Source organism: Cellulomonas timonensis (genome assembly GCF_900046455.1).
In the GTDB taxonomy this organism is placed as follows: Bacteria; Actinomycetota; Actinomycetes; order Actinomycetales; family Cellulomonadaceae; genus Cellulomonas_A; species Cellulomonas_A timonensis.
On record NZ_FCOT01000011.1, the window covers coordinates 453,044 to 477,883 of the forward strand.

Annotated in this window: 22 protein-coding genes and 1 tRNA gene; 13 read left to right on the forward strand and 10 right to left on the reverse strand. The window is 71.0% G+C overall.

Annotation, left to right across the window (positions count from 1 at the left end):
- Nucleotides 1-367: 367 nt before the first annotated feature.
- The 6 genes from nrdH to BN3788_RS07655 all read left to right on the forward strand — a co-directional run bounded on the left by nrdH (nt 368) and on the right by BN3788_RS07655 (nt 5,252).
- Nucleotides 368-613 (forward strand): glutaredoxin-like protein NrdH, encoded by a 246-nt coding sequence (nrdH, locus tag BN3788_RS07630; protein WP_066583875.1) that lies wholly within the window; start codon nt 368-370, stop codon nt 611-613.
- A gap of 68 nt (nt 614-681) precedes the next feature.
- Nucleotides 682-1,098, forward strand: coding sequence for a class Ib ribonucleoside-diphosphate reductase assembly flavoprotein NrdI (gene nrdI / locus BN3788_RS07635; RefSeq protein WP_066583877.1), 417 nt, complete (start codon nt 682-684; stop codon nt 1,096-1,098).
- Nucleotides 1,068-3,212 (forward strand): class 1b ribonucleoside-diphosphate reductase subunit alpha, encoded by a 2,145-nt coding sequence (nrdE, locus tag BN3788_RS07640; protein ID WP_066583879.1) that lies wholly within the window; start codon nt 1,068-1,070, stop codon nt 3,210-3,212. The genes nrdI and nrdE overlap by 31 nt, the downstream gene beginning before the upstream one ends.
- Before the next feature lie 40 nt (nt 3,213-3,252).
- Complete coding sequence (gene nrdF / locus BN3788_RS07645) at nt 3,253-4,227, forward strand: class 1b ribonucleoside-diphosphate reductase subunit beta (RefSeq protein ID WP_066583881.1); 975 nt, start codon at nt 3,253-3,255, stop codon at nt 4,225-4,227.
- 97 nt (nt 4,228-4,324) lie between these two features.
- Nucleotides 4,325-4,681 (forward strand): hypothetical protein, encoded by a 357-nt coding sequence (locus tag BN3788_RS07650; protein WP_066583883.1) that lies wholly within the window; start codon nt 4,325-4,327, stop codon nt 4,679-4,681.
- A 97-nt stretch (nt 4,682-4,778) separates the two neighbouring features.
- Nucleotides 4,779-5,252 (forward strand): VOC family protein, encoded by a 474-nt coding sequence (locus tag BN3788_RS07655; protein WP_066583898.1) that lies wholly within the window; start codon nt 4,779-4,781, stop codon nt 5,250-5,252.
- Nucleotides 5,253-5,259: 7 nt separating this feature from the next.
- On the opposite strand, the gene BN3788_RS07660 is transcribed toward BN3788_RS07655, so the two are convergent.
- The gene (locus BN3788_RS07660; RefSeq protein ID WP_234346533.1) at nt 5,260-5,979 is read right to left on the reverse strand and encodes a phosphotransferase family protein; all 720 of its coding nucleotides are present in this window, start codon (nt 5,977-5,979) and stop codon (nt 5,260-5,262) included.
- A 340-nt stretch (nt 5,980-6,319) separates the two neighbouring features.
- Here BN3788_RS07660 and BN3788_RS07665 point away from each other — a divergent pair, with 340 nt between their 5' ends.
- Complete coding sequence (locus BN3788_RS07665; protein WP_066583904.1) at nt 6,320-6,616, forward strand: DUF1540 domain-containing protein; 297 nt, start codon at nt 6,320-6,322, stop codon at nt 6,614-6,616.
- Nucleotides 6,617-6,622: 6 nt separating this feature from the next.
- Here BN3788_RS07665 and BN3788_RS07670 read toward each other — a convergent pair whose 3' ends face one another.
- Nucleotides 6,623-7,435 (reverse strand): hypothetical protein, encoded by an 813-nt coding sequence (locus BN3788_RS07670; protein ID WP_066583907.1) that lies wholly within the window; start codon nt 7,433-7,435, stop codon nt 6,623-6,625.
- 185 nt (nt 7,436-7,620) lie between these two features.
- On the opposite strand from BN3788_RS07670, the gene BN3788_RS07675 reads away from it, so the two are divergent.
- Both BN3788_RS07675 and BN3788_RS07680 read left to right on the forward strand, forming a co-directional pair.
- Nucleotides 7,621-8,988 carry a sigma-70 family RNA polymerase sigma factor gene (locus BN3788_RS07675; RefSeq protein ID WP_066583909.1) on the forward strand — a complete coding sequence of 456 codons (1,368 nt, stop codon included), beginning with the start codon at nt 7,621-7,623 and terminating at the stop codon, nt 8,986-8,988.
- 249 nt (nt 8,989-9,237) lie between these two features.
- Nucleotides 9,238-11,385 carry a COG1361 family protein gene (locus tag BN3788_RS07680; protein ID WP_159066873.1) on the forward strand — a complete coding sequence of 716 codons (2,148 nt, stop codon included), beginning with the start codon at nt 9,238-9,240 and terminating at the stop codon, nt 11,383-11,385.
- Between the two features lie 19 nt (nt 11,386-11,404).
- On the opposite strand, the gene BN3788_RS07685 is transcribed toward BN3788_RS07680, so the two are convergent.
- The 3 genes from BN3788_RS07685 to upp form a co-directional block, all read right to left on the reverse strand.
- The gene (locus tag BN3788_RS07685; RefSeq protein ID WP_066583913.1) at nt 11,405-12,070 is read right to left on the reverse strand and encodes an SDR family oxidoreductase; all 666 of its coding nucleotides are present in this window, start codon (nt 12,068-12,070) and stop codon (nt 11,405-11,407) included.
- 124 nt (nt 12,071-12,194) lie between these two features.
- Nucleotides 12,195-12,524 (reverse strand): hypothetical protein, encoded by a 330-nt coding sequence (locus BN3788_RS07690; RefSeq protein ID WP_066583914.1) that lies wholly within the window; start codon nt 12,522-12,524, stop codon nt 12,195-12,197.
- 284 nt (nt 12,525-12,808) lie between these two features.
- On the reverse strand, nt 12,809-13,444 hold the full coding sequence (gene upp / locus BN3788_RS07695) for a uracil phosphoribosyltransferase (protein WP_066583917.1): 636 nt from the start codon (nt 13,442-13,444) through the stop codon (nt 12,809-12,811).
- Nucleotides 13,445-13,504: 60 nt separating this feature from the next.
- On the opposite strand from upp, the gene tadA reads away from it, so the two are divergent.
- Nucleotides 13,505-13,996: a tRNA adenosine(34) deaminase TadA gene (gene tadA, locus BN3788_RS07700; protein WP_066583920.1), complete on the forward strand. Its 492-nt coding sequence runs from the start codon at nt 13,505-13,507 to the stop codon at nt 13,994-13,996.
- A 2-nt stretch (nt 13,997-13,998) separates the two neighbouring features.
- On the opposite strand, the gene BN3788_RS07705 is transcribed toward tadA, so the two are convergent.
- The gene (locus BN3788_RS07705; protein WP_066584418.1) at nt 13,999-14,877 is read right to left on the reverse strand and encodes a Sir2 family NAD-dependent protein deacetylase; all 879 of its coding nucleotides are present in this window, start codon (nt 14,875-14,877) and stop codon (nt 13,999-14,001) included.
- Between the two features lie 115 nt (nt 14,878-14,992).
- Here BN3788_RS07705 and BN3788_RS07710 point away from each other — a divergent pair.
- Nucleotides 14,993-15,082: transfer RNA gene (locus tag BN3788_RS07710), tRNA-Ser, on the forward strand.
- A gap of 385 nt (nt 15,083-15,467) precedes the next feature.
- Here the strand turns inward: BN3788_RS07710 and BN3788_RS07715 are convergent.
- The 3 genes from BN3788_RS07715 to BN3788_RS07720 form a co-directional block, all read right to left on the reverse strand.
- Nucleotides 15,468-16,724, reverse strand: a complete 1,257-nt coding sequence (locus BN3788_RS07715) for an erythromycin esterase family protein (protein ID WP_066583924.1) — start codon at nt 16,722-16,724, stop codon at nt 15,468-15,470.
- A gap of 9 nt (nt 16,725-16,733) precedes the next feature.
- Nucleotides 16,734-16,895 carry a hypothetical protein gene (locus BN3788_RS19250; RefSeq protein ID WP_159066874.1) on the reverse strand — a complete coding sequence of 54 codons (162 nt, stop codon included), beginning with the start codon at nt 16,893-16,895 and terminating at the stop codon, nt 16,734-16,736.
- Between the two features lie 243 nt (nt 16,896-17,138).
- Nucleotides 17,139-17,576 (reverse strand): hypothetical protein, encoded by a 438-nt coding sequence (locus tag BN3788_RS07720; RefSeq protein ID WP_066583926.1) that lies wholly within the window; start codon nt 17,574-17,576, stop codon nt 17,139-17,141.
- A gap of 342 nt (nt 17,577-17,918) precedes the next feature.
- Between BN3788_RS07720 and BN3788_RS19475 the strand changes: the two genes are divergently transcribed.
- The gene (locus BN3788_RS19475; protein ID WP_234346534.1) at nt 17,919-18,932 is read left to right on the forward strand and encodes a thermonuclease family protein; all 1,014 of its coding nucleotides are present in this window, start codon (nt 17,919-17,921) and stop codon (nt 18,930-18,932) included.
- A 62-nt stretch (nt 18,933-18,994) separates the two neighbouring features.
- On the opposite strand, the gene BN3788_RS07730 is transcribed toward BN3788_RS19475, so the two are convergent.
- Nucleotides 18,995-19,474: a hypothetical protein gene (locus tag BN3788_RS07730; RefSeq protein WP_066583932.1), complete on the reverse strand. Its 480-nt coding sequence runs from the start codon at nt 19,472-19,474 to the stop codon at nt 18,995-18,997.
- Nucleotides 19,475-19,662: 188 nt separating this feature from the next.
- Between BN3788_RS07730 and BN3788_RS07735 the strand changes: the two genes are divergently transcribed.
- Nucleotides 19,663-24,813, forward strand: a complete 5,151-nt coding sequence (locus BN3788_RS07735; protein ID WP_066583946.1) for an RCC1 domain-containing protein — start codon at nt 19,663-19,665, stop codon at nt 24,811-24,813.
- The last annotated feature ends 27 nt before the right edge of the window (nt 24,814-24,840 follow it).

The following is a 24,840-nucleotide window of genomic DNA, read 5'->3' on the forward strand; positions in this document are numbered from 1 at the left end:
CCGTCCGGGCGTCGGCACGTCGCGCGCCGCGCGTCTCATGGGTCCGTCCGGGTGATGTCCGGCACAGCCTGTCGGCGTGGCGCGGCGTTTCGCCCGGTGCGTCGCGCGGCGGCGCGCGGGACGAATCGGGCGGGACCCTGTGGAGGGGTCTGTGGAGGGCCGTGTGGGCGGCCTGTGGACCCCTGGAGAACATGCAGGTCCAGGCCTTGTCGGTGCCTCTCGATACCCTGGAGTTGTCCACAGGGGGTGAAGAACGACACGCGTGTAAGCACAAGCGCTAGTGGTTCGGGCAATCGTCGACCACTAGGTGTAGTGTCGAAGACCTCGCCGCGGGCAGTCCGCGGGTGCCACATCTGGGGGAGCCACGATGACGATCACGGTCTACAGCAAGCCGTCGTGCGTGCAGTGCACTGCTACTTACCGTGCGCTGGACAAGGCCGGTTTCGAGTACGAGATCGTGGACATCAGCCAGGACTCCGCCGCTCGTGACTACGTCGTGTCGCTGGGCCACATGCAGGCCCCCGTCGTCGTGGCCGATGGCGAGCACTGGTCCGGCTACCGGCCCGACCAGATCAAGGCGCTCGTCGAGCGCGCGGCAGTCGCGGTCGCCTGACCGCTCACGGCCCCGACCGGGCCGACAGCACGGCGTCACCAGATCGACCTAGGCGAGGGAGCCGCATCATGAGCTCGCTGGTCTACTTCTCGAGTGCGTCGGACAACACGCACCGCTTCGTCCAGCGCCTCGGGATCCCGGCGCAGCGCATCCCGCTGACGCCCAAGCAGCCTTTCCTGCACGTGCACGAGCCCTACGTCTTGATGACGCCCACCTATGGGGGCGGCAACGAGGGTGGGGCCGTGCCACGGCAGGTGGTCAAGTTCCTCAACGACGAGGGCAACCGCTCACTCATCCGCGGCGTCATCGCCGCGGGGAACACGAACTTCGGCGAGGCGTACTGCATCGCGGGGGACATCATCGCGGCCAAGTGCCACGTCCCCTACCTGTATGGCTTCGAGCTCCTGGGAACGACTGAGGACGTCACACGCGTCCGCGAAGGGTTGGGAAGATTTTGGCAGCGACAGTCACGGATTCCGGCGTAGACGCTGGGCTCGATTACCACGCGCTCAACGCGATGCTGAATCTCTACGGCCCGGACGGCAAGATCCAGTTCGACAAGGACCGTGAGGCGGCGCGGCAGTACTTCCTGCAGCACGTGAACCAGAACACGGTGTTCTTCCACGACCTCGCGGAGAAGCTCGAGTACCTGGTCGAGAACAAGTACTACGAGCCCGAGGTCCTCGCGCAGTACGACGCGGCGTTCGTCAAGAGCCTCTTCGAGCACGCGTACTCCAAGAAGTTCCGCTTCCAGTCGTTCCTCGGCGCGTTCAAGTACTACACGTCGTACACGCTGAAGACGTTCGACGGGAAGCGTTACCTGGAGCGGTTCGAGGACCGCGTCTGCATGGTGGCGCTCACGCTCGCCGCCGGTAACCAGGACTTCGCGATCCGCATGGTCGACGAGATCATCGCGGGCCGCTTCCAGCCCGCCACCCCCACCTTCCTCAACTCGGGCAAGGCACAGCGCGGCGAGGCCGTCTCCTGCTTCCTGCTCCGCATCGAGGACAACATGGAGTCCATCGCGCGGGGCATCAACTCCTCGCTGCAGCTCTCCAAGCGCGGCGGCGGCGTCGCGCTGCTGCTCAGCAACATCCGCGAGCACGGCGCGCCGATCAAGCACATCGAGAACCAGTCGTCGGGCGTCATTCCCGTGATGAAGCTGCTCGAAGACTCCTTCTCGTACGCGAACCAGCTCGGAGCGCGCCAGGGCGCCGGCGCCGTGTACCTGCACGCGCACCACCCCGACATCATGCGGTTCCTCGACACCAAGCGTGAGAACGCTGACGAGAAGATCCGCATCAAGACGCTGTCCCTCGGCGTCGTGATCCCGGACATCACGTTCGAGCTCGCCAAGAAGAACGAGCCGATGTACCTGTTCTCGCCCTACGACGTCGAGCGCGTCTATGGCGTGCCGTTCGCGGACATCTCGGTCTCCGAGAAGTACCACGAGATGGTCGAGGACAAGCGGATCCACAAGACCAAGATCAACGCCCGCGAGTTCTTCCAGACCCTCGCGGAGCTGCAGTTCGAGTCGGGCTACCCGTACATCATGTTCGAGGACACGGTGAACAAGGCGAACCCCATCAAGGGCCGCATCACCCACTCGAACCTGTGCTCGGAGATCCTGCAGGTCTCGACGCCGTCCACGTTCAACGAGGACCTGTCCTACGACCACGTGGGCCGCGACATCTCCTGCAACCTCGGCTCGATGAACATCGCGCTGGCGATGGACTCGCCCGACTTCGGGCAGACCGTCGAGACCGCGATCCGCGCCCTGACGGCCGTCTCGGACCAGACGAGCATCGAGTCGGTGCCGTCGGTCAAGCGCGCCAACGAGGGCGGCCACGCCATCGGCCTCGGGCAGATGAACCTGCACGGGTACCTGGCCCGTGAGCGCGTGCACTACGGCTCCGACGAGGGCCTCGACTTCACGAACATCTACTTCTACACCGTGGCGTACCACGCCATCCGGGCCTCCAACCGGCTCGCGATCGAGCGCGGCAAGGCGTTCGATCGCTTCGAGGACTCGACGTACGCGTCGGGCGCCTACTTCGAGAAGTACGTGAACGGGACCTGGGAGCCCAAGACCGCCCGCGTGCGCGAGCTGTTCGAGACCGCCGGCGTGCAGATCCCCACGCAGGAGGACTGGCGCGAGCTGGCCGCCTCGGTGCGCGAGCACGGGCTGTACAACCAGAACCTGCAGGCCGTGCCGCCCACCGGGTCGATCTCGTACATCAACCACTCGACGTCCTCGATCCACCCCGTGGCGTCGAAGATCGAGATCCGCAAGGAAGGCAAGATCGGGCGCGTCTACTACCCGGCGCCGTTCCTCACGAACGACAACCTGGAGTACTACCAGGACGCGTACGAGATCGGCTACGAGAAGATCATCGACACCTACGCCGAGGCCACGCAGCACGTGGACCAGGGCCTGTCGCTGACGCTGTTCTTCAAGGACACCGCCACCACGCGTGACATCAACAAGGCGCAGATCTACGCCTGGCGCAAGGGCATCAAGACGCTCTACTACATCCGCCTGCGCCAGCTCGCCTTGGAGGGCACCGAGGTCGAGGGCTGCGTCTCATGCATGCTGTGACCAGGTCTTTCTCGGCGTCGAAGAACACGATGGAGCTGTGATGAGTGAGAAGTTGAAGTTGGTCAGCCGTGTCTCGGCGATCAACTGGAACCGGGTCGAGGACGAGAAGGACGCCGAGGTGTGGGACCGCCTCGTCGGGAACTTCTGGCTGCCTGAGAAGGTGCCGGTGTCCAACGACATCCAGTCGTGGGCGACGCTCAACGAGCAGGAGAAGACGCTCACCACGCGCGTCTTCACCGGCCTGACGCTGCTGGACACCATCCAGGGCACGGTCGGCGCCGTCTCGCTCATCCCCGACGCGCTCACCCCGCATGAGGAGGCCGTCTACACGAACATCGCGTTCATGGAGTCGGTCCACGCGAAGTCGTACTCGTCGATCTTCTCGACGTTGATCTCCACCGGTGAGATCGACGACGCGTTCCGCTGGTCGGAGGAGAACCCCAACCTCCAGCGCAAGGCCGAGATCATCATGGGCTACTACCGGGGCGACGACCCGCTCAAGCGCAAGGTCGCCTCGACGCTGCTCGAGTCGTTCCTGTTCTACTCGGGCTTCTACCTGCCCATGTACTGGTCGAGCCGCGCCAAGCTCACCAACACGGCCGACCTGATCCGCCTGATCATCCGTGACGAGGCGGTGCACGGGTACTACATCGGCTACAAGTACCAGAAGGGCCTCGAGCTGGTCTCGCCCGAGCGCCGCCAGGAGCTCAAGGACTACACCTTCGAGCTGCTCTTCGAGCTGTACGACAACGAGGTGGAGTACACGCAGGACCTGTACGACGGCGTCGGCCTCACCGAGGACGTCAAGAAGTTCCTGCGCTACAACGCCAACAAGGCGCTCATGAACCTCGGCTACGAGGGCCTGTTCCCGCGCGACGAGACGGACGTCAACCCGGCGATCCTCTCCGCGCTGTCGCCCAACGCGGACGAGAACCACGACTTCTTCTCGGGGTCGGGCTCGTCCTACGTGATCGGCAAGGCCGTCAACACCGAAGACGACGACTGGGACTTCTGACCCTCCCGCTAGCACCACGCGACGCCGCCGACCTGCCCAGGTCGGCGGCGTCGTGCGTTCCCGTCACGTCGACGCGCGCGGCGCGGATACTGGCCCGATGACAGCCACCGTCCGCCAGTGGTTCGCCGAGCATGGTCGAGGGCCTGAGTCGTTGGTGCTGCTGCATCCCGGCGCCCCGGTGCGCCTGCTCGGCTACAGCGACGGCGCCGTGGTCGCGTTGGAGGTCGCACGCCGACGCCCGGACCTGGTCCGCGATGTCGTGCTGGTGGCCGGGGTCTTCCGTCGGGACGGGTGGGAGCCCGGTGTGCTGGAGGAGGCGGAGACGGTCGTCGCCCCCATGGCCGACGCCTATGCCGAGGTCTCGCCCGATGGTCGCGAGCACTTCGCGGTCATGATGGCCAAGAGCGCGCAGATGCGCCGTGGCGAGCCGATGCTCACGGGGGAGACGAGGTGAGCCTCGAGCACGCGATCGCGATGTACCGGGCACTGCCGCGGGGCGAGATCTTCGCGCCACGGCGGCGCTCTGGGCGGTAGGTCTCTACCGTGCTGTCATGACTGCTTCTGATCCGTCGGCCGACCACGACCCCGCGCGCCAAGGCGTCCGGCAGCTCCGGCTCGTGGTCGAGGCGGAGGACTACGAGAGCGCGGTGGTGTTCTACCGCGACGTGCTGGGCCTGCCGGAGGAGGCTGCGTTCGCCGGGGATGGCGACGCACGGGTCACGATCCTGGACGCTGGGCGCGCGACGCTGGAGATCGCCAACCCGGCGCAGAAGCGGATGATCGACGACGTGGAGGTCGGCCGGCAGGTCGCCCCACGCCTGCGCGTCGCCTTCGAGGTCGATGACGCGGTGGAGGCGACTCAGGCGCTCGTCGACGCCGGGGCCACCCAGGTGGCGCCGCCCACCGAGACGCCCTGGCGGTCGCTGAACTCCCGTCTCGACGCGCCCGCGGGCCTGCACATCACGCTCTTCCAGGAGCTCGAGCCCGATCGCGCCATCGAGCCTGACGGCGGCTCGCGGGGCTGATTGTCGGTCAGCCCAGGGCGTCGGTAGTGGGCGCGTAGGCGATGTCGGCGTAGTGCCGCACCATCTCGGCGGCGGGGCGCACGAGCTCGCGCTCGCCGGGCACGAGGGCGGGGTCCTGGGAGCGGTGCTGCGCCGCGAGGTCGAGGTGGGGGCGCGGGTCCACGCCAACCGCGGAGAGGAACGAGACCAGCAGGGCGCGCGCGGCCCGCGAGTAGGCGCCGCCGGCGTCGACGGCGACCTCCGCGACGATCACGGCGGTCATCGCCACGTCGAGCCCGGCCGGGCCCAGGGTGGCGTTCGCCCAGTCCACGAGGGTGGGGCCGTGAGGCTCCGTGAGGATGATGTTGGCGGGGTGCAGGTCGAGGTGGAGCAGGCACTCGTCGACGCGGCTGCCCTGCGGCGCCCCGGAGCGTGCGGAGCCGTCCCTGGCCACGGCGGGCAGCGGGACGGCGTGCAGCGCATGGTGCAGATCCGCGAGGATCGCCGCGGCATCGGTCAGGGACGTCTCGCCAGCGGTCATCGCCTGCAGCAGGGTGGGCCCGTGCAGCCGCTCCATCTCGAGGTCGGGGCCCTGCGCGCTGAAGACCTCCGGCGCGGGGAAGCCGTGTGAGCGGGCGTGGGCCATGAGCCGCACCTCGCCGAGCGCGGAGCGGCCTGACCGGTAGCGGCGGAGCACCCGCTCCTCGTCCAGCGCGAAGACGTCCGCGTCACGCCCTGCGGCAAGCACGGGACCCGGGGTTGCCGGGGCGTGAGGAGCGGCGTCGGGGGCAATTCCGGCGGAGCACATACTTCGACGGTAGACGCGTCTGCGGAGATTGTCCCGCGCAAGGGCTTTGCAGTTCGCTGGCATCCAGCCGGATCGCGTGGCCGACCCTCGCCGCGGGCTTTGCCTAGGGGGCCCGATGGGGGCTGCGAGTGATGCAGATCACAAGCCCTTGCCAACAGTGGTGGGCGGCTAGTGCGCGAATCCGTTGTGGCGTCACGCCAGCAGGTCTACCGTCGAAAGGGTCCGCCCGGCTCCGTCGAGGTCGACGTGTCGGGGCTGGTTCGGCGCCCTGGAGGTCACGATGAGCACGCTCATGGACATGCCGCAGGTCAGCGAGTGTTCCGTCGCCGGATGCTCGTATAACCACGACGGGTGCCATGCCGGCGCCGTGACGATCACCGGGACCGGCGATGACGCGCAGTGCGCGACGTTCATCCCGCTCGGCTACAAGGGCGGCCTCGACCGGGTGATCTCGCATGTGGGCGCCTGCCAGCGCTTCGACTGCGTGCACAACAAGTCCCTCGAGTGCTCCGCTGATGCCGTGCGGGTCGGGGCCGGCCACGACCTGGCCGACTGCCTCACCTACGTCCAGCGCTGACGGACGTTAACGGGTGAGGTTCACCAGCAGCTGCACCGCGTCCTCATAGGAGTCGGGCAGCAGCTCCACGCGCATCGTCGGCGGATGCCGCACCAAGTCCTGCACGTCGAGTTGCATCGCCTGACGCGCCACATGGGCGAGCGTGCTCGTCACCACCCGGTCGAGCGGTGACGGGCCGTCGGCTGCGGCCTCTCCGGCATCGTCGAGGAGCACTCGGTCGACGAGCACCACGAACACGCCTGGTCCGCACGCGGCCAAGGGCTGGCCGTCGCCGAACTCGTCGCGCAGCGCCGATCCGACGGCCGCCGATCGCGCGACCTGCGACCACGGCGCCGGATCCGGTGTGGTCGCGTCCAGCACGAGCAGCACATGCGACTCCTGCGCGGGGATGCCCGCCCGCCGGCCCGCCGCATACGTCTCGACCAGGCGCGTCGCCAGGTAGTCGCGGGTCGGGAGGCCCGACGTCGGGTCGAGGCATGATCCCAACGCGATGCCCGACGCCTGCTCGTCAGCCCAGCCCTCACACAGCGCGCGGATCATCCCGAGCGGCGGCTCCTGGCCGTCGACGCACCGGTAGAAGCACCCCAGGTCATCGATCGCCTCCGCGATGCCCACCCCGGCAGCGGAGCGAGCGGCGCCCAGCCGCGCCGACGCGGCCTCGGGGGCGTCATCGGCCACCACCGCCGCGATCAGGCCGTCGACCGCCGGGTGGTACCAGTCTGACGGCCGACGCCATGCCGTCGCAGCGCTCCGCCCACGCCACATCTCGCGCAGCGCTGGACCCGCGGCGGGCGCGCCGCGGGGGTGGGTGTGCGTCATACCAGGTGAGAGGGGCCGACCTCGGATCCATGACGCGGAAGCGGTGAACGCGTTCGGGCGGTTTCCCACCGATACGCCCAACTGTGCAAGGCTGACCCCCAGATGGCGCACCAGCGACGGTGCGCGTCAGGGCGACGGGGCCCACGGCGGTCCTCCGCCCGGGTGATGAGGGGGTTCGGCGAGCGATGGGCGCGACGCGGTCCGAGGGCATAGCCCGCGGTGACGCCGAGCTCATCAGCGCTGCCCGCGAGGGAGACGCCGCGGCCTTCGGCCTCTTGTACGAGCGGCATGCGGGCGCCACCTGGGCTGTCGCCCGGCAGTACACCAACTCGGCCGCAGACGCCGAGGACGTCGTCGCCGAGGCGTTCACCAAGGTGTTCGCGATCCTCAAGGACGGCGGCGGGCCGGACGTCGCGTTCCGCGCCTACATCTTCACCACCGCCCGACGGCTCGGCCTGCAGCGCGTCCAGGCCGGCAACCGCACCCAGCCCACCGACGACGTCCAGGTGCTCGAGGCTGCGCTCGAGCCTGAGTCGTCCACTGAGGCGCCGGCCCTGGCCGACTTCGAGCGGGGAGTGGTCGGCCGGGCCTACAGCACGCTGCCCGAGCGGTGGCAGGCCGTGCTCTGGTACACCGAGGTCGAGTCCCTCAGCCCCGCGAAGATCGGGCCCCTGCTCGGGCTCTCCGCGAACGGCGTCGCCGCCCTCGCCTACCGTGCTCGCGAGGGCCTGCGCCAGGCCTACCTCCAGCAGCACCTGCTGGAGCCGCTCGACTCCGGGTGCCGCACCGTCGCTGGCAAGCTCGGCGCCTACGTGCGCGGTGGGCTCGCCGCCCGCGAGACCGCCCAGGTCGACCAGCACCTCGAGGGTTGCGGCGAGTGCCGGGCACTGCTCCTCGAACTCGGCGACGTCAACCACGGCATGCGGGCGGTCATCGCCCCGCTGGTGCTCGGCGCCCTCGGGCTCGGGGCGCTTGCGCAGCCACTGCCCGTCGGCGGCGGCCTCGCCGCCGGGTTCGCGGCCCTCGGTCTGACCCCCGCCACCGCAGCTGGCGCGGGCTCCTCCGCCAGTGCTGGCTCGACGACGACGTCGGGCACGGCGACCACGGGCACCGCCGCGACGGGCACGGCGTCCGCCTCGGCGTCGGGCGTCGGGGCCACGGCGATAGGCGGCGGAGCGGCAGTTGCCGGTGGGACCGCCGCCAGCGCGGCAGGGATCGGCGCGATGCTCGCGTCGCTCCCGCTGGCGGTCATCGGGATCGCCGCCTCGGTGGTGGTCGTCGCGGCGGTCGCGGCCGCCGGAGTGCTCGGGGCCTTCTCGTCCGAGGCGCCGCCCAACAGCGCGTCCGACGTGGCGGTGACCTCCACGCAGGAGCCCACGGTCGCGGAGACGTCGACGACCGTGCCGGCGTCACCGACTGACCCCGCCCCCCGTGACGAGCCGCCAGTGGCGCCGGACCCGTCACCCACGCCCGCCTCTTATACACATCTGACGCTGCCGACGATATTACGCGCGTCGATGTGTGCTTCTACCGCCCGTTGCTATTTCAAATAGTTAGTCCCAAAGTATATTATCTCCTCAGCCCCTGTCGTGCAGCCCACTGCTGCGCCGCCCGCTGCCGTGTCTCCCACCGCCGGGCCTCCCACAGCCGCGCCCCCCACTGATGTGCCGACCACCGGCCCCACGGATGAGCCGTCGGTTGCGCCGAGCGCGGAGGCGACCGCAGAGCCGACACCCACGCCGACGCGGACACCGACCCCAACGCCGACCCCAACGCCGGAGCCGACGCCGGAGCCGACGTTCTTGCCAGCGCAGATCGCCCTCCCGGCGACAGCCGGCCCCGTGGTGCTGGTCGCCGACGGAGCCGAGCAGGTCGTCAGCGTCGAGATCGAGAACACCGGCGGCGTGGCCGCGACCGGGCTGCGCGCCGAAGTCGAGCTTCCCCCGGGCGTTGTCCTCGCCTCGTCCACGGTCCAGCTCGCGGCGCCGTCCAGCCGCATGGCGCAGGCATCACCGTTCGCCGTGGCCAAGCGGTTCGCCCTCGGTGGCGCCAGCCAGTGGGTCTGCGTCGCATCGGCCAGCAGCGGGTCCGCCGAGTGCGCACTCGACCGACTGGCCGCCGGGTCGATGGCCGTCCTCACGCTCCGGGTCGTGGTGGACGAGTCCGCGCTCGGGACCGCGGACGCAGCCCTGTCGATCGAGGTCACGGGTGACGAGATGGCGCCGATGCGGCTGCAGGCGCCGGTGCTGGTGCAGCGTCAGGCACGGTTGGAGGTGCGCGCGCCCGAGTCGCTCGACGTCGTGGGGGGCCAGGACCTGCCGTTTCTGGTGACCGTGGTGAACGATGGCGACGTGCGGGCGCGCTCCGTCGAGGTGCGGGTCGCCCGCCCGGCGGGTGTGGACTGGGCGGCGACGCCCGGCGGCGCCGGCCCGGGATGGGCGTGCTCGCCAGAGGCCGCCGCCACGCTGCTGTGCGCCCGCACCGGCATCGCGCCGGGTGCGGAGACCCCGTTGACGCTGGCTGTGCGTTCGGCGCCCGAGGCTGTGCCGGGATCGCTGGGCGGCGCCGTGCAGGTCAGGGCGTCGGCGTCGGGCGCGCTCAGCGGGCAGGCGGATGTCGGCGTCGTGGTGCGCGGCTCGCGACTGGGCTTCGGCGCCGCTCCGACGGCCCAGCTCGTGGACGGGCGCGCGGGCCGAGTGACGTTCACCGTCGTCAACTCCGGAAACCACCCGGCGCAGGGTGTGGTCGCGCAGATCACGCTGCCCCGTCACGTGGCCGCGGACCTGACGGCGTCGGATGACAGCCGAGGGGAGTGCACGGCCGTCAGCGCGACGGAGTTGCGGTGCGAGCTCGGCACGGCGGCGCCCGGGCAGGAGCAGCCCGTGGTGATCGGCGCGAAGGCCGTCGCGGCGGGCTCCGGCCAGGTGACCGTGCGGCTCACCGGGGGAACCGGCGCGGAGGTGGCGGCGAGCACACCCGCCAAGGTCGCCTCCGGGGGGCTGTCGCCGCGGTTCAGCCGGGCCGGGGGGTGGACCGCCACGCAGGTGGGCGCCCCGCTGCTCGCCTGCTGGGGCGCCCCAGGCACCGCCCTGCCCCTGCCCTCCTCCGCATGCGCGCGTGCCGGCGCAGGGCTCGGGACGGCGCTCGACAACAACGGGTACACAATGGTCCCGCTCAACGCGGCTGGCGGCAGCCGGGTGTCGTCCACCACGCGACTGGACATCCCCGCAGGACGCGAGATCGCCTTCGCTGGGCTCTACTGGTCGGCCAACCGTGGCCCGATCGACCCGCTCACCGGCGACCCGACGTCCGTGCAGTTGCGCGGCCCAGGGGAGGGCTCGTACCGGAGCCTCACCGGCGAGGTGCTGATCGAGGCGCAGGATGATGGCCGCCGGGTCTACTACCAGTCCTTCGCCGACGTGACGGAGCAGGTCAAGGCCGCCGGCCCGGGCCTGTGGTCTGTGGCGGACATTGCCATCGCGTCGCCCCGCCTCGACCTGTCCCCGACGTACTACGCCGGCTGGTCGCTCGTCGTCGTCTACGCCGAGCCGGGCGCGGGTGACGTGACCGTCTACGACGGCGGCGCGTGGGTCGGCGCCCAGAAGGCCGCAGCGCCGACGTTCACCTTCGCCGCCGAGCCGGGGTCGACGGCGCGGATCGGCGTGGTGGCCTGGGAGGGCGACCGGGGGACCAGCGGCGACGCCCTGCTGCTCAACGGCGCCGCGCTCACCCCGTGGCGGTGGACGGGCGCCGCCCTCGTCGCCACCGGATCAGCGGCGAACGCCTTCGACTCGACTGCGGTCGGCTGGAGCGGCGCGAACTCGATGGGCGTGGACGCCAAGCCGTTCCAGGACGTGCTGCTGACTCAGCCCCTCAGCACGCTGACGGCGACCACCACCGGCGACGGGTACCTGATCGGCGCCCTCACGGTCCAGACCCGGACGGGCTGACGGCCAGTCCTCGGGCTGGTTAGTCCTCCAGCTCGGTCGCGGCAGCCACCGCGGCCTCGACGGGGACGTCCCCAGAGACCAGCTCGAGCGTCAGGCCAGAGGCGCGTGGCTCATGCAGCAGCGCGACCAGCACCGCTGCCACGTCGTCGCGCGGCACCGAGCCGGGCGGCACCACCGTGTCGAGGCGGACACGCCCCGTGCCCGGGTCGTCGGTGAGGCGCCCCGGACGCAGGATGGTCCAGTCCAGCTCATGGCCGTTCAGGTAGCGCTCGCTGGCGGTCTTGGCGCGCAGGTAGGCGGCGAACACGTCCGACGATCCCTCGGGCGGCTCGGTCCCAGCGCCCATCGAGGACAGCAGGATGTAGCGGTGGACGCCCGCATGGGAGGCCGCGTCTGCGAGGGCCTCCGCGGCGGCGCGGTCGACGGTGTCCTTGCGCGCGACCCCGCTGCCCGGGCCGGCTCCTGCCGCGAAGACGACCGCGTCCGCCCCGGAGAGTGCTCCCGGCAGGGCGCTGGGGTCGACCTTCTCGAGGTCGAGCAGCAGTGCGCCTGCCCCGTCGCTCTTCACGTCGGCGACGTGATCGGGGTTGCGCACGATCGCGATGGGCGTGTCGCCGTTCGCCACCAGTGCGCGGGACAGGCGACGGGCCACCTTGCCATGGCCCCCGGCGATAACGATGCGCATGGGCCCACGTTAGGTCCGATATGTCACCCGCGCACGGGCGGCGCCTGGGCGTGCGGACGACGGGGTGCGCTGCCGGACCGCCGTGGGTCCCCCCAGACCAGTCGGGGTCCGGCAGCGCGTGTCCTCAGCGGGCGTCCCCCGAGCCGCCGAGGACAGTCGGTGGCGCCTCGAGGAGGCGCAGGTGCGTGAGCCGGTGCCGCAGGCTCTGCACGTCGTCGGGGCCGGAGCCGCCTGGCACGAGGGACAGCGCGGTGAACGTCTCGGCGGTCGGCAGCAGGTCGCGGGCCAAATCCCGCAGCGTCTCGGCGATCTCGGTGAGCTCGGCGGTGCCGAACACGGCGGCGCCGGCGGGGGAGTCGGTGGCGGCGTCGTCATCGTCCCGCAGGCCGACGTACAGGACGAAGCCGGCGCGGGGGCGCGCCTCAGGCGCGCGCTTCTTGGCGGGGAGGGTCATACGGGCCTCCGGTGTGCGGTCCCGCCCCGTGCGGGGCAGGCAGGTGGTGGTCGATGGGCTGACGCGGGTCAGGACCGACAGCACGTGGGGCACAGGCGCGCGAGGTCGTGCGCCGAGACGGCGACGAGGATGGGCAGCGCGGAGTTCACGACTTGATCGTGTCAGGTGATCCGGAGATGCCCAAGGGGGAATGCCCGAGATCTCACCGAGTGAGAACTCTCAGGAGGCGCGCCGAGGCGCCGCTGAGAGGTGGCGGGGCGGCCCGAGCCGCCGGGTGGAACGGGTCAGACGACGCCGTAGAGGCGGTCGCCCGCGTCGCCCAGGCCCGGGACGATGTACGCGTTCTCGTTCAGTCGCTCATCCACCGATGCCACGACCACCGTGAGGTCGCCCCGATCGCCGACAGCGTCCTCGAGGACCTTCAGGCCCTCAGGCGCGGCGAGCAGGCAGACGGCTGTCACGTCCCGGGCGCCCCGCTCGAACAGGAAGTCGATCGCGGCGACGAGCGTGGCGCCCGTGGCCAGCATCGGGTCCAGCAGGAAGCACTGGCGGCCCGACAGGTCGTCCGGGAGCCGGTTCGCGTAGGTGATCGCCTCGAGGGTCTCCTCGTCGCGCTGCATGCCCAGGAAGCCGACCTCGGCGGTGGGCAGCAGGCGGGTCATGCCCTCGAGCATCCCCAGCCCGGCGCGCAGGATCGGCACCACCAGCGGGCGCGGGTCGGCGAGCTTGGTGCCCGTCGTCTGCGTGACAGGCGTCTGGATGACCGTCGGCTCCGTGCGGACGTCACGCGTGGCCTCATACGCGAGCAGGGTCACGAGCTCGTCGACGAGGAGCCGGAACGTCGGGGACGCCGTCCGCTCGTCCCGCAGGACGGTGAGCTTGTGGGCGACGAGGGGGTGGTCGGCGACGTGCAGGCGCATGGCGCACACGCTACCTCCTGTCCCACAAGGTGGACACCGCCTCAGGTCCCAGGTGGGAGGATGACCAGCATGATCGGCCTGCCACGTGACGGACGCGACATGGCGGAAGCGCTCGCGGAGGCCCGTGCCGCGCTCACCACCGGCGACGTTCCGGTGGGGGCCGTCGTCATCGGGCCGGACGGCGGCATCGTCGGGCGCGGCCACAACCAGCGTGAGGCCACCGGGGACCCCACCGCACACGCCGAGGTGCTAGCCCTGCGGGACGCCTCCGAGCGGCTCGGCCGGTGGCGGCTCGACGACTGCACGCTCGTGGTCACCCTGGAGCCGTGCCTGATGTGCGCGGGCGCCACAGTGCTGGCCCGCATCCCGCGACTTGTGCTGGGCGCCTGGGACCCCAAGGCCGGGGCATGCGGGTCGCAGTGGGACGTGGTGCGCGACAGGCGGCTCAACCACCGCGTCGAGGTGATCGGCGGGGTGCGGGAAGAGGAGTGCGGGGAACTGCTGCGGGCGTTCTTCGCCGAGCACCGGGGTGTGGCGGAGGCGGAGGCCTAGGCCTAGGCCTCCAGGCTTCGGGCGAGGGCAGTCAGGGTGGGGGACGTCCCCGCGTCGAGCGTCAGTGTCGCCAGCGCGTCACCGCGGGTCGGGCCCTGGTTGACGATGACCACCGGCTTGCCCGTGCGCGCGGCATGCACCACGAAACGCCTGCCCGACAACACCGTCAACGATGAGCCCGCGACGAGCAGCGCCTGCGCGTCGTCCACCAGCGCGAAGGCCCGCGCCACCCGCTCCCGGGGGACGTTCTCCCCGAAGTAGACGATGTCCGGCTTCAACATCCCGCCGCACTCGCCCGCGCCGCCGTCGGGGTCCGGAGCCCAGCAGGACGCGACCCGGAAGTCCGCCGTCGACTCGATCACCGCATCCGCGTCGGGCGCGATCTCGATGTCCGCCACCGAGCCCACCGACTCCACGAAGCCGGGGTTCAACGCCTCCAGGCGGTCCGCGACCTCCGCGCGCGGGCGCACCGTGCCACAGCGCAAGCACACCACCCGGTCATACCGGCCATGCAGGTCGATCACCGTGCGCGAGCCCGCCTCCTCATGCAGCAGGTCCACGTTCTGCGTGATGACGCCGTTCACCACCCCGCGGGCCTCCAACACCGCCAGCGCGCGGTGCCCAGCGTTCGGCTCCGTGCGGTGCATGTGCCGCCAACCCACGTGGTTGCGAGCCCAGTAGTGCCGGCGGAACGCCTCGTCGCCCACGAACTGCTGGTACGTCATCGGGGTGCGCGGCGGGGAGTCGGGGCCGCGGTAGTCGGGGATGCCGGAGTCCGTCGAGACGCCCGCGCCGGTCAGCACAGTCAGCCGCTTGCCACGGAGGAGGGCGACCGCATCGTCGAGCGAGCCGGCCGCCGGGCGGGGGAGCGTCGTCGAGATCGTCACCGGACCACGGTACGACGCGGGTCTGGACGCTGGCGGCGGGGGCGCTGCTGGGCGTCGCTGGGGACTCGATTACGGACCATGGGCTCCGACCAGGTACCCTTCTCGGCGAGGTAGCGTGTCCGAGCGGCCTAAGGAGCACGCCTCGAAAGCGTGTGTGGGTGAAAGTCCACCGTGGGTTCAAATCCCACCGCTACCGCCACCGGCTCTGACTCGGATCAGGGCCTTGTAGTGACAGAACCCCTCGCGGGGCCCGGAAGGGCGTCCCGCGAGGGGTTCTGTCGTTCCAGCGGCGTTCGCTCGGGTCCTTCGCGGCCGGACGACGGGTGCGTGTCGGCGCCAGCTCGATCAGATGGCCGTGCCCGGGTCCGACGACGGACCCACCGGCCTGGGGCCGTGGGCTGGTCGAGGGTGCTGGGTTGTCGCCGGGGTCAGGCTGCGGCGGGTGGGCTCAACGCCGCGGGCGGCTCGTCGTCGGCGAGGGGGATCTCCTCGGGACGCCACCGCCGATTGACCTCGCCCGTTGGGTCCGTCCGGCCGCTGTGCGCTGCGAGCGGGCGTTCGACTCGATGCCGAGTGCCCACCGTTCATCGGGCACTCCCGGCGGCCGGCGGCAGCCGGGAGCACTCGGCGGGGTCGCGACGTCGGGGGATCCACGTCGACGGCGAGACGCGCCGGTGGTAGACGACCCCGTCGTACGCCGACCGCAGGTTCACCTCGAGCGCCGACACCCGGTGCAGCACCGGCGTGACCACGGCCCCGAGCGCCCGGTGGAGGCGGTCCTCGTCCAGCCACGCCGCGTCCGGGTCGTCCGACGTGCCCGCGAGGTCGACGACGAACCGCTCCCCCGCTGCGTCGAAGACCCGCTCCACCAGCGACGGGCCGTCGTCGAGGCGGGTCGACCAGGTACGCGGCGACCGCTGCACGCGCGTCAGGAGGGTGCTCTTGGCGAGGTACTCGCCACTCCCGAAGAGCTGCGCGAGCGCGTAGTACCGATCGCCGAGCGCGGCCCGCAGGTGCGTGCCGAGCGTCGCGACCGGGGCGTCCGGCCCGTGGACGGCGATGTGCCCGTTGTGCGCCAGCAGCAGGACGGGCGCACCCGACGCCGCGACCGCGAGCACGGCGTCGGCCATCGCCTGGTCGCGGACCACCATGAGGTCGCGCCCCCGCACGCCCGACCGCGGACCGTCGAGCTCGTACCGCAGCCCGGTCTCGAGCAGCGCGAGATCACGGTCGACCGTGTCCTGGCCCGTGCCGTCGCGGGCACCGGTCACGGTGTCGAGCAGCGCACGCAGCGCATCCGTCCGCCCCAGCAGGCGACCGTCCCGCGCACGGACACTCACCTGCGACGCCCGCAGGGGTGCCGATGCTGGTCCGTCCACCGTCACGCGTAGACGTCGGAGCGCGGCTCCCGGCAGCTGAGGGTCGATCCCGACGACCCGCACCTGGTCGTGGAGGTCGGCCGTCGCGTTCCGCGCGCGCACCCACGCGAGCAGCTCGCGCATTTCGCGCACATGCCACGTCCAGAAGCCGAGACCCTCGAACGCGTCCGCGAGGGCGTCGTCCGGCGCACCGCGCCGCAGTGCTGCGTCGACGTCCACAGTCGCCGCCGCACTCGCCTCCAGCGCGACGACCCGGCAACCGCGGTCCTCGACCATGCGGCGGAGCAGCGCGGTGCGGACCTCGAAGAACTCGCGCGACCCGTGCGTGGCCTCGCCGACCGCGACCACGGTGCACCCCGGTGGTGCGAGCAACGGAACGTCGCCGTCCACCCCGACCGGGGTGAGGTGGGTCCGCAGCCAGTTTGAGCCGACGGGTGCCTCGGTGCGTCCTTCGGTGCTCATCGCGCTCCCCTAGTCGCGGTACCCCTGCGCCTGCAGGGTGAACATCGCAGCGTATTGTCCGCTGAGCTCCAGCAGCTCCTCGTGGGTGCCCTGCTCGATGATCCGGCCCTTGTCGATCACGAGGATGTGGTCCGCCATCCGGACCGTGGCGAAGCGGTGCGCGATCAGCACGGTCGTCGCCCCGGAGGCGACCGTCGTGACACGCGGTCTCCGTTCGGCGGCCCGCCTTCGCGCTGGGCGACCGGGGAGCGTTTCCGCAGGTCACCCGCTTGCGGTGTGAGCGCTTGCACCGGATCCGTGTGAGCCCGCCCCGCGCTGGCTGATCGTGTTGCAGGTCAGGCAGTTGTGTCACCACCCCGCCAGCCGAAGGGCCCCACCCGCAGCATCCTGCGGCTGTGGGGCCCTTCGTCGTTCTCAGTCCCCGGAACCTCGCCGGATTCCCTTCGACGTGATCAGGCGCGCCGCAGGCGGCAGCCGGTCTTCGAGGGCGATCCGAACGAACTGCTCCAGTGAGTGCTCCGGACCGACAGTCATCCTCTTCGAGACCTTGAAGTGCGGGAAGGCGGCGAACTGCGGGCTCTGGACAGCAGCAGCGCGCTGATCGACGTCGTAAGTCCACCGTGCTTTGGCGCCCTGCCGCACGATGACCTCGCCCACGTAAGCGCCCATGCTCAGCCCGAATCGCTCGTCGATGGCGTCCGCCGAGTCCGCCTCCAGCATCGAGTCCACGAGAAGGTCTGCCGCCTTGATCGACTCGACGGTGAAGTCGAGGACGTCCGGAGCGCCCGATGTCGTAACGAACTCCTCCGCCAGGCGACGCATGACATCGGCCGTTTCTGCATCACTGGGCATGTCACCGGATTGCTGTCGCTTCCTCCGCCGCCACGTCATAGCGCCGATGGTGCCAGGCGCAGCGCTGGATGAACACGGCCCGGTCATGAGGCTCCACCCTCGGCACTTGCCTGCTCGACCGGTGTTCTGTTACGCCGTGCCCGTCTGCTCACCGCCTGAGGCACCGGCCACTGGGTGCACACCGAGCTGGAGGACATCGTGATCGAGGCGCTGCGGGTGCTCCTGGGCGGGGCCAGCCTGGTTGCCCCTGCTCAAGGCAGAGCGCTGCCGCGCCGATGACAGGGCATGTCGCCTCGCCGCCTGCCCCAACGTTCGCTCGCCGCCGTCGCGATTGGGCTTCTGGTGGCGACCACCGTGGCCGGCTGCGGCGCTGGGGCGGACCCGAACGCGGCCGAGGTCGCTGCCGTGGTCGACGGGAACACGCTGGAGCTGTTGCAGGACGATAAGCCGGTCACCGTCCGCCTGCTGGGGATCGAGGCTCCGACCGCGAAGGAGTGCCTGAGCGCTGAGTCGGCCTCAGCGCTGGCGGATCTGCTGCCCGTCGGGACCGCGATCCGTCTGGACCGCGGTGACGGTGAGGACGTCGTGGCGGTCTACGCGGAGGACGTGCTGGTCAACGCCGAGTTGGCGCGGCTCGGCTTGGCACTCGTCGCGACGGATGCCGCAGGGCCGATCGCCAACGAAGTGGCCGAGGCGCAGCAGGAGGCGATCGACGCCGAGGCGGGCCTGTTCGGCACGGAGGCGGAGTGCACGGTGGCCGCGCAGGTCGCCGCACTGGAGGAGGCCGAGTCCGATGCTGCTGAGGCAGCCGGTGCGCTGGCGGTCGGCATCGGGCTCAAGGAGATCGACCGGCACGGCGCAGCGATCGCCGCGGTGGCGACGACCGGCGCCGCGCTGTCGGCGCTGCTCGACGCTGACGCCTCGAAGCAGTACCCGTCGAGCTGGGTCGCTGGATTGCGGGACCGGACGACGACCGTGAACGAGCGCCTCATCAGCACCACCACCGGCGTCCAGCAGGTGCGCGCCGCGGAAGGGCAGCGGATCGAGGCAGAGCGGGTCGAGGCAGAACGCGTCGCGGCAGAGGCTGCCCGCGCCGCCCAGGAGGCCGCGGAGGCCGAGGCCGCACGCGTGGCCAAGGAAGCCGCAGCGGCTGAGGCCGCTCGGGCGGCGGCCGCCAAGAAGCCCACGACCAGCCAGGCGCCGGCCCCCGCCCCCGCCCCCGCCACGGGCGGTGGCGCGACCTTCTACCAGAACTGCGATGCCGTCCGAGCGGCCGGAGCCGCCCCGATCTTGGTGGGCCAGCCCGGCTATAGCAAGAAGCTGGACCGCGACGGCGACGGGATCGGCTGCGAGTGACAGCCCGTTGACTCGGTCAGGCGCGCACGCTCCGGGCTAGCTGATGCCGTAACGGCACGCGGTCAAGACGCTGCGTCGCCCCAGGGCCCGAACGCCCAGCCGGTGTCGTCGGTCCTGATGCTCGGCCCTGAGAAGCTCGCGCCGATCTCTCCTTCGTCGTTCAGGAGCTCGACGGCGAGTTCTCCCGTCGCTCCGGGCTCCACGGTCACGGAGAAGGCGAATTGCGTCCCCGGTCCGTCGAGGGTCTCCGGTTCGACGGTGATCTGCGGCGTGGTGCCGGTGATCCGGACGGCGCCTCCCGAGATCCGCATGCACAGGGTGATCGGCGCGGCTGTGTCGAAGGTGTGGTGCGACTCCGTGTAGTCGAAGCCGGCGCCGAGACCGAGGCCGCCCTCGCCCGGGTCGCGGGTGTGGTTGCACGCCGGTGACGCGCTGGTGGAAGGCGTGTCCGGCGAGTCGGCTGGCGTGTCGCCCGCCTCGCATCCGGCGGTCACCAGGACGACGGCTGCGAGGGCGACGAGCAGACGGGCCCGATGTGGCATGAGGCCACGATGGCAGAGGTTCGCGCCTCCAGCCGCGGCCGTCCCCGCATTCATCCGCATGGCCGTCGGGGGCTGTGAAGTCAGATCTGCGGCCTATCGGGTGAAGTCAGACCATGTCCGGCACTCCGGACGGGTGACGGCCCTAGGTTCGTCTCGCCCAGCGGGCCTGACCTCGGAGGACGAACCACATGGCACTGTCCCGTCGCACTCACCGTGTCGTCGTCGCGTTGACGATCGCCTCCGCCTTGCTCGTGGGATCTGCGCAGGTGACTGCGGCTTCGCCGGCATCCGGGCAGCAGGCCACGGCCGCGTCACCCGAGGCCCAGCAGGAGGCGCCGCCGGTCGAGGTCGAGGGCGCCGAGCCGCTCCGAGATGACGACGACGCGCTGGAGATCTCCTCCGCCTATCGCGGCGGCGACGCAGTGTTCACGCTGGCCGGCCCGCCGGACACGGAGTTCGACGTGGCGTTCATGGGCCAGGGTGACGTCGAGCCCGGACGGGCGGAGACGGCAGTCGTCACCGACGCGCACGGTGTGGCCGAGGTCGTCGTCCCCCTCACCGTCGGTGGGCAAGGCGCCGGGGCGGTCTCCGCGACGGCCTCGCGCGACATCGGGGACGTGACGGCCTCGCGCTCGTCGTCGCTGTGGCTTGAGCCAACAGCCGACGGGTCCGTGGCCACCGGGGAGTCTTCGATCGCCGCCCAGGCCAGCGCGATCGTGCTCGACAACGACACGGCCGCATCTCGTGAAGCGGCGCTGGAGGAGTTGTTCGTGGCGCCGGCCGACGCGGTCACCCAGACAGTGTCGAGGTCGCGGAGTGCCGACGGGGTGCTGAGGGGCCACGCACGCTGGACCGATTGGGACGGCGACACGCATCCCGCTCGGCACATCACGGTCGAGCTGCGGCTCGGCTTTGAGATGGCCACTGTGTCCACCGACGACAACGGCTACTACGAGTTCCAGGTGGGCCCCTCGCTCGCCGAGCTCGGGCAGCTGTGGTTTGTGGCGGCGAGCGAAGCCGGTCAGGTCGGCGTCGACCCCGGCATCTTCTTCGGCTTCCGGAACTACGTCCAGTCGGTCACCTTCGAGGGTGCGATCGGCGCGGGAACCACCAAGACGGTTGACATCACCATCGGGCACAACGGCGTCGCGCAGACGGCCTTCGCCATCCACGACGCGCTGTGGAGCGCCTATCTCTATGGCGAGCAGGCCGGGGGTGGGGTTCCGAAGGTGAAGGTGGCCTACCCGGACGGCGGCGACACCGGGGCCTTCGCCAACGCGGACGGGCTGCACATCGGGGAATGGGAGTGGAGTGCCTGGGACGTCATCGCCCACGAGTACGGGCACTGGTTCGACCGGCACCGCAGCCTGACCGCGAGGCCGGGCGGCACACACTGCTTCGGCGACAACCTCGCCACGGCTGTGTGCGGCGACCCCGGCCGGGGCAAGGACGTGGGCGGCAAACTGGCGTGGTCCGAGGGGTTCGGGGATTACTACTCGATCAGCGCCGGGCAGTACGCGGCGCACCCCCCCATCAAGGGGGTCGGAGACGGCTATTACGACGACCTGGTCCGGACCTCGACCGGTGGGGTCATCAGCCCCAACGACCCCAGCTTCTCGGTGGCGATGAACGGCAGGGCGAGTGGGCAGGGGGAGGACAACGAGGTCGTGGTGGCTGCGGTCCTGTTCAACCTCCAGCGCGACGGCCACTCCGGCTTCAAGTACAACGACGGCACTGCTCTCGGTCCGCTGCAGATGACTCGGCTGCTCGAGGACGCCGACGCGGACCGGCTCAGCGACTTCCTGGCGTATGTGCGTCCCGCGACGGGCGCGGCCCGGATCACACAAAGCCAGGTGGCTGATCTGGGGTGCCTCCTCGCGTCGGCTCAGGTCGCGCCGTACGCGAGTGCGGGGGGCCAGACGAACTCCTACGAGGTGACGGTCCCTGCCGCCGACGTGTCCAGCCCGCCGACGGTCTCGTGGTCGCGCGGCAACGGGGGCAACTTCGAGAACGACCGGTTCGTGGTGGAGGTGTCCGACGGGCCGTCAGCCAAGCCGTTCTTCACATCCGCGGCAGTGTCGGGCACCTCCTGGAAGCCGACCGGCAAGCAGTGGACTGAGATCGCCGTCGGCCACGGCAATATCGTCTACATCCGGGTCACCGGCACACAGTCGGACAGCCCCACGACGGGCCCGTTCTGGGGATGCGCGACGCCTTACACCTTCGACACCGGGGCGCTCGTGACTTCGGGCAGCTGCGCGCAGACAACCCTCCCGCCCAACGATGACAGCTCGACGGGCGCGGTGGACCTGCCGTTCGACGTGAACTACTTCGGGACGACGTACACGTACCTCTACGTGAACAACAACGGGAACGTGACGTTCCGCAACTCGCTGGGCACCTACACGCCCTTCAGGATCACGGCGGACACTCCGCCGATCATCGCGCCGTTCCTCGCCGACATCGACACGCGTGGCGCCGGCTCGGCCCCGGTGACGTACAGCTACGGGACGACGACGTTCAACGGCCGGCAGGCGTTCTGCGTGAACTGGATCAACGTGGGCTACTACTCCGGGCACTACGACAAGCTCGCGTCGGCGCAGCTGCTCCTCGTCGACCGAGCCGACCGCGGCGCGGGCGACTTCGACATCGTCTTCAACTACGGCAGCGTCCAGTGGGAGACAGGCGACGCCTCGGGCGGGTCCGGCGGCTTCGGCGGCACCCCTGTCGCCGCGGGCTTCTCGGCGGGCACGGGTGACGCGAACGCCTTCTTCCAGCTTCCCGGCTCGCTGCAGACCCGGGCGCTGGTGGACGGCGGGTCGCACGCGCTGTCGTCCCACTCCAACGTGGGGCTCGCCACGCCCGGGCGCTACGTGTACCCGGTCATTAACGGCAGCGCGGGCAACTCGTCGACGGGCGTGATCGGCGACGTGACGAATGTGGGGCGCGCTGTCGCTGGCGCGCCGTTGCAGGTCTGCCCGAAGGATGGCGGCCGGTGCGTGTTCCAGACCCGCACGGGCAGTGACGGCTCGTTCGCGGCCGTCGGCATCCCCGCCGGGGATTACAAGGTGACCGCCTACCCGCCGGTCGGGGTCAACGGGCGTCCGCGCACGGTCGAGGTGACGGTGCCGGAGAACGAGCAGGTCGAGGCCAACATCGAGCTGTCCACGGTGATCGGCCTGCCCCCCGGCGTGTCCATCTCCCCGACCGTGGGCAGCGGTGACATGCCCATGCTGAACTGGCGCCAGGCGACCACCGTGCGCTTCACGGGGTGCCTGGGCGGCTCGGGGACGTTCGAGGTGCTGGGCGAGGACGGCGTGCCGCCGGTCCGCGCGGCCGGCATCGTGCGCGGAGTGGGCCCGGCGCTCTTCGAGGCCACCATCCCGCCGCTCTACCCGAACATCGGGGCCGCGCAGGTGCGGATCCACCTCGAGTGCCCGTCGGGCGTCACGCGGGACATCGTGTTCGACGTCTACATCGACCCGTCGGGCACGGTCGTCAACCAGCTCGGCCAGCCGGTGGAGGGCGCGACGGTGACGCTTGAGCGCAGCGACGAGCCCGACGGGCCGTTCGCGGTGGTGCCGGACGGCAGCGACCTGATGTCCCCGGCGAACCGTGTGAATCCGATGACCACCGGATCGGACGGCAACTACGGCTGGGACGTGGTGGCCGGGTTCTACCGGCTGACCGCGCAGAAGGACGGGTGCACGGGCCCGGATGGCGCGCCGGTGACCACGAGCGCCGTGCTCACCATCCCGCCGCCGGTGACGGACCTCGACCTCGTGATGCTCTGCGAGGTTGTCGGCGACGTCACCGCGCCGGTGGTCACCACCGTTCCCCAGGAGCTCGAGGGCAACACGCGTGGCGGCTGGTCCGGTGACCTGCCAGGTGTGTCGGTCAGCGACGACACGGACCCGGCATCGGCCGTGTCCCTCGTCTCGGACGCGCCGGAGGTGCTGCCGCTCGGCAGCACGACGGTGACCTGGACGGCGACGGATGTGGCCGGCAACTCGGCCACGGCCACCCAGGAGGTCACCGTCGTCGACACGACCGCGCCGATCCTGACTTGCCCCGACGACCTGAGCGCGCTGTACGTCGCAGCGCCCGTGCTGGGCGCCGCGACAGCCGAGGACGTCGTGGACGCGGTCAGCGAGATCCTCTCGGATGCCCCGCCGGCCTTCGGACTGGGGACGACCGCCGTCACGTGGACAGCGACCGACGCCTCAGGCAACCGGGCCACCTGCACCCAGCAGGTGACCCTGCGCCTGGCGATCAGCTCGTCGCTCGCGACCGGGGACTCCCACTCGCTCTCCCTGCTCGACGACGGCACCGTGCGGGCTTGGGGTGGCGGGGGCAACGGTCAGCTCGGCACCGGATCGACGACGTCGTCGTCCACGCCGGTCACGGTCCCAGGGCTGGCCGACGTGAGGGCCGTTGCCGCCGGCGGCATGTTCTCTCTCGCGCTGCGCGCCGACGGCTCCGTGTGGGCATGGGGTGACAACTCCCAAGGCCAGCTCGGCGACGGCACCACCACGGGCCGGACGACGCCGAAGGAGGTCGCGGGCCTGCCGCCCGTGGCGTCGATCGCCGCGGGCCGGTTCCACGCGCTCGCCGTGGGGATCGACGGCTCGGTGTGGGCCTGGGGCGACAACACCTTCGGCCAGGTCGGCCAGAGCCCGTCCGCGCGGGTCGCGAGCCCCGTGCTGGTGGCCGAGACCGGCGCCGTGACCTCGGTCGCGGGTGGCCTGTACCACTCGCTGGCGCTCCGGTCCGACGGCACAGTGCTGACGTGGGGCGCCGGCTACGCCGGGCAGCTCGGCGACGGCACGAACGTGAACAACCGACCTGCCGCGGGGCTCGTCCCTGGCCTCTCCGGGGTGGCGTACGTGGCCGCCGGCGGGGCCCACAGCCTGGCGATCACCGAGTCCGGCGACGTCTTCGGCTGGGGTGAGAACTACGCCGGGCAGCTCGGGGACGGCACGACCACCCAGCGGCACGCACCGGTCAGGGTCGTCGGTCTCGACGCGGCAGCAGCGGCCGCCGCAGGCTCGGACTTCTCGGCGGTGGTCCTGCGGGACGGCACGGTCTGGACGTTCGGCAGCAACAGCCGCGGCCAGCTCGGTGACGGCACGAACGCCAACAGCGCACTCCCGGTGAGCGCCGGGCTCAGCGGGGTCGGCGCCGTGGCCGTGGGAGCGATGCACGCGCTCGCGCTCACCGACGGGTCCCTGCACTCCTGGGGTGAGAACAGCAGCGGCCAGCTGGGTGACGGCAGCCTGACGGGCCGCCTCACCGCGGTTCCCGTGCCCGGGATCACGACGGCCGCCTCGCCGGGCTGACGTCGCAGCGGGGCAGGAGGGGAGACG